Source organism: Novosphingobium sp. 11B (assembly GCF_054589055.1).
In genome coordinates this window covers 1-3,878 of record NZ_BAAILP010000142.1, presented here as the reverse complement: position 1 = coordinate 3,878, position 3,878 = coordinate 1, and the positions used below count along the sequence as shown (strand labels likewise).

Genomic DNA, 3,878 nt, shown 5'->3' with positions numbered 1-3,878 from the left:
GCAGCGACTGACGGAGGGGCTTTCCGACCCCTCCACCACCGACTGCGTCGGCGGTCCCCCTCCCCATCGCTGCGCAACGGGGAGGATGCGGCGGGGTCATCGCTATCGTCTAGCCGCCGTGCTAGCCGCCTCGCCATGACCGAAGACGAAGACAATGCCCTCACCCGCCCCCAGCGCCGCCTGCTGCGCCGCCTCTACAACGGCCGCACCGAGCCTGTCGTCGCGGATGACAAGCCTTTCCTGACTTACAAGGAGGCCAGTCGCTACCTCCTGTCGCTGGACGCCGAAGCGCGCGAGGCAGCCTATCTGGAGATGAAGCGGCAGGCCGGGTAACTTTCCTACAAGGGCGCCGCCGCGTACTCTTCCCGTCGCCCGTCCCCCGGCCACAAGGTTACACCCGATGCCCTGCAAGGTGACACATCGCTGCCCCAAGGTGACACTTTTCACGCACAAGGTGACACCCGCACTAACGCATTTGCGCCAATCACGCCCCTGCCCCGTCGCAAGGTGACACCTTCTTCGCCCTGGACAGTGTAAACCGTGTAAACCTGTCACCTTGCGGGACACCTGCCGCGAAACCCTCTAGCCCTGCGTCCCTCGCGCCTCTAGGGTCGGCGGCTGTTTCCCCCCTTCCTCTCCCGGAGCCAAGCGCCTCGATGCATGTCGCCTACAGCCTGATCGGCATCGTTCTCATCATGGCGGCAGCCTTCCTGCTCTCGACCGACCGCAAGGCGATCCGCCCGCGCGTCGTCTGCGCGGCCTTCGCGCTGCAGGCGGGCCTTGCCGCGCTGGTGCTCTACGTGCCGTTCGGCAACCGCATGCTGCGCGGCGCCGCCTCGGGCGTCGAGGGGCTGCTGAGCTACGCCCATGAAGGCGTGACCTTCCTGTTCGGCCCGCTCGCCTCGCCGGAAATCGGCGGCACCAGCTTCGCCATCGCGGCGCTGCCGGTGATCATCTTTTTCGCCTCGCTGATCTCGATCCTCTACTACCTGAAGATCATGCCGCTGGTGGTGCGCTGGCTGGGCGGCGCGCTGGAGAAGGTGACCGGGATCAGCAAGGTCGAAAGCCTTTGCGCGGCCTCCAACATCTTCGTGGGCCAGAGCGAGGCGCCGCTGGTGATCCGCCCCTACCTCGCCTCGCTGAACCCCTCGCAGCTGTTCTGCGTGATGACGGTGGGCCTGGCAGGCGTGGCGGGCACGATCCTGGCCGCCTATGCCTCGATGGGCATCCGCATCGACTACCTCGTCGCCGCCGCCTTCATGTCGGCACCGGGCGGCATCTTCATGGCCAAGATGATCATGCCCGATCCGCGGCCCGGCACCGTGTCGGACGCCGAGGTCCATGAGAGCACCCTGCCGCCTGCCGGTGCCGCCGCCGCCGCGATGAACCGCGCCGACGTCACCCATCTCCCCGGCGTCCACGTCGACGAGCCCGAAGCCGTCGAGCACGAGGAGGAAAAGCCCGCCAACATCATCATGGCCGCATCGCAGGGCGCGCAGACCGGCGTGAAGCTGGCGGTCGCGGTGGGCGCGATGGTTCTCGCATTCGTGGCGCTGATCGCGCTCGCCAACGGCTTCGTCGGCTGGGCGGCGGGGCTCTTCGGCTTCCAGGGGGTGACGTTCCAGTCGCTGCTGGGCTATATCTTCGCGCCGATCTTCTACCTGCTGGCGACCCCCGACTGGACCGAGGCGCTGCACGCAGGCGGCCTGTTCGGCACCAAGATCGTGCTCAACGAATTCGTCTCGTTCATCGAACTGGGCAAGGACGGCCTGCTTTCGCCCCGCACGGTAGCGGTGGTGACGTTCGCGCTGTGCGGCTTCGCCAACTTCTCCTCGATCGCGATCCAGATGGCGGTGACCGGCGGCCTCGCCCCCAACCAGCGCCCGATCATCGCGAAGCTGGGCATCCGCGCGCTGGCGGCGGGCAGCCTGTCGAACCTGATGAGCGCAGCGCTGGCGGGGCTGTTCCTCACCGTCGCCTGAAGCTGGTCCGTCCCGGCGATGTTGCCCCGGGGAAACTGGACACCGGCCTGAGGCTTGGGTCTTCTTTCCCCTTGAGAGGACCAGAGCATGACCGACCGATTCCGCGAGACTTACGGCCCCACCGCGCTGGTGACGGGCGCTTCCTCAGGGATCGGCCTCGCCTTCGCCGAGGAACTAGCCGACCGGGGCTTCCACCTCGTCCTCACCGCGCGCCGGACCGACCGGCTCGACGCGCTGGCGGAGCGGCTGGCGTCCTCGCACGGCACCCGGACCACCGTGCTCGGTGCGGACCTCGGTGACCCGGCGACTCCCGCGCGGATACTCGAGGCGACCGAGGGCACCGACATCGGCCTCGTCGTCAGCAATGCCGGCTTCAACATCAAGGGCTCGTTCGAGGCGCAGGACCCGGCCGCGATGGCGCGGATGCTCACCGTCAACTGCCACGCGCCGATGCAGCTGGCCCACGGACTGATCCCCCGCCTCAAGGCACGGGCGAGCGGAGGTCTGATCTTCACCGCCTCGGTCGAGGGCCTGATCGGCTGCCCGTACTCGGCCGCATACTCCGCCACCAAGGCGCTGGTCGTGGCGCTGGGCGAGGCGCTCTGGGGAGAGATGCAGGGCACCGGCGTGGACGTGCTGACGCTCTGCCCGGGTGCTACCGAAACCGAGGCGACCGCCGGGATGGAGGGCATCGCCAACCTGCAAAGCCCGGCCGAAGTGGCCCGCCTCGCCCTCGACAACGTGCGCGAGGGACCGACCTTCGTGCCGCACGCGCATTACCGCACCATGTTCGATGCGCTCCGCGCCCGTCCCCGCCGCGAGGCACTGGCGGGCATGGCGGAAGGGATGCGCCAACGCCTCGGCTGAGCCGCCTCAGACGGAACGCCTGCGCATCAGTTCCGCAGCCGACAGCACGATCCCCGCAAGGATCAACGCCATGCCGAGGAAGTGGTAGCCTTCCAGCCGCTCGCCCAGCAGCAGCGCGGAGAGCAGTGCACCGAACAGCGGCATCAGCGTGATCGCCTGCCCCGCCCGCGCAGCGCCCAATTGCACGGTCGCGGCGTTGTAGATGAAGTAGGCCAGCACCGACGGGAAAATGCCGACGTAGAGGAAGGCCGCAAGCACCTTCGGGCTCCAGGCGACTGTAAGCCCCTGCGCCGCCTCCCAAGCTGCCAGCGGCGCCATGACCACCGCGCCGATCAGGAACACCATGAGCAGGAAGCTCGCCGGCGCGATCGGCGGCCGCTTGCGCAGGAGCACGGTGTAGAGCCCCCATACCACGACGCCGCACAGCACCAGCGCATCGCCGATGCCAAGCCGCAATGTCGCCAGCGCGGATACGTCCCCCCGGAACACGATGGCGACGACGCCGATGGTGGACAGTGCGACGCCCGCCTGGTGCAGCACCCCCGCCCGCGTTCCGAAGATCATGCGATCGAGCACCAGTACCAGAGCCGGAATCGACGCCTGCAGCAGCAGGGCATTGGCCGCGCTCGTATGATGTAGCCCGGAGTAGACGAACGAATTGAAGCAGACGATGCCGAGGAATCCCAGCGCCGCGATCCAGCGCCATCCCGCGACTATCGCCGCGCGCTCCGCCCAGGCCTGCCGCGCCGCGAACGGCAGCAGGATCAGCACCGCGATGAGCCAGCGCCCGAACGCGAGCGTGAACGGCGGAATGTCGTCCCGCACCGCGCGGCCGGTGATCGAATTGCCAGCCCAGAACAGCATCACAAGGCCGAGCAGCAGAAAGGCCCGGGTGTGAGAGGGACACTTGGACACGGCTGCTCCATTCGTCGTCCCGGACCTGATCCGGGACCGGTGGCTATCTTTAGGCACAACCTCGCTGCCGGCGCCGCAAGATGGGCTGTTCACGGCCAGCGGTCCCGGATCAGG

At 68.1% G+C, this 3,878-nt stretch carries 4 protein-coding genes; 3 read left to right on the top strand and 1 reads right to left on the bottom strand.

All coding sequences use genetic code 11. The annotated features are described in order from the left end of the window. The first annotated feature begins 135 nt into the window (after positions 1-135). From ACYPYD_RS13025 to ACYPYD_RS13015, 3 genes are all read left to right on the top strand, one after another. Entirely contained in the window at positions 136-333 is a 198-nt protein-coding gene (locus ACYPYD_RS13025) for a hypothetical protein (protein ID WP_069709049.1), read from the top strand. A gap of 323 nt (positions 334-656) precedes the next feature. After that, positions 657-1,982: a NupC/NupG family nucleoside CNT transporter gene (locus tag ACYPYD_RS13020; protein ID WP_008831751.1), complete on the top strand. Its 1,326-nt coding sequence runs from the start codon at positions 657-659 to the stop codon at positions 1,980-1,982. An 87-nt stretch (positions 1,983-2,069) separates the two neighbouring features. Then, a complete protein-coding gene (locus ACYPYD_RS13015; RefSeq protein ID WP_285021183.1) occupies positions 2,070-2,849 on the top strand; it encodes an SDR family NAD(P)-dependent oxidoreductase in 780 nt (259 codons plus the stop codon). Positions 2,850-2,855: 6 nt separating this feature from the next. Here ACYPYD_RS13015 and ACYPYD_RS13010 read toward each other — a convergent pair whose 3' ends face one another. Beyond that, positions 2,856-3,764, bottom strand: a complete 909-nt coding sequence (locus ACYPYD_RS13010; protein WP_459663520.1) for a DMT family transporter — start codon at positions 3,762-3,764, stop codon at positions 2,856-2,858. Positions 3,765-3,878 lie beyond the last annotated feature (114 nt).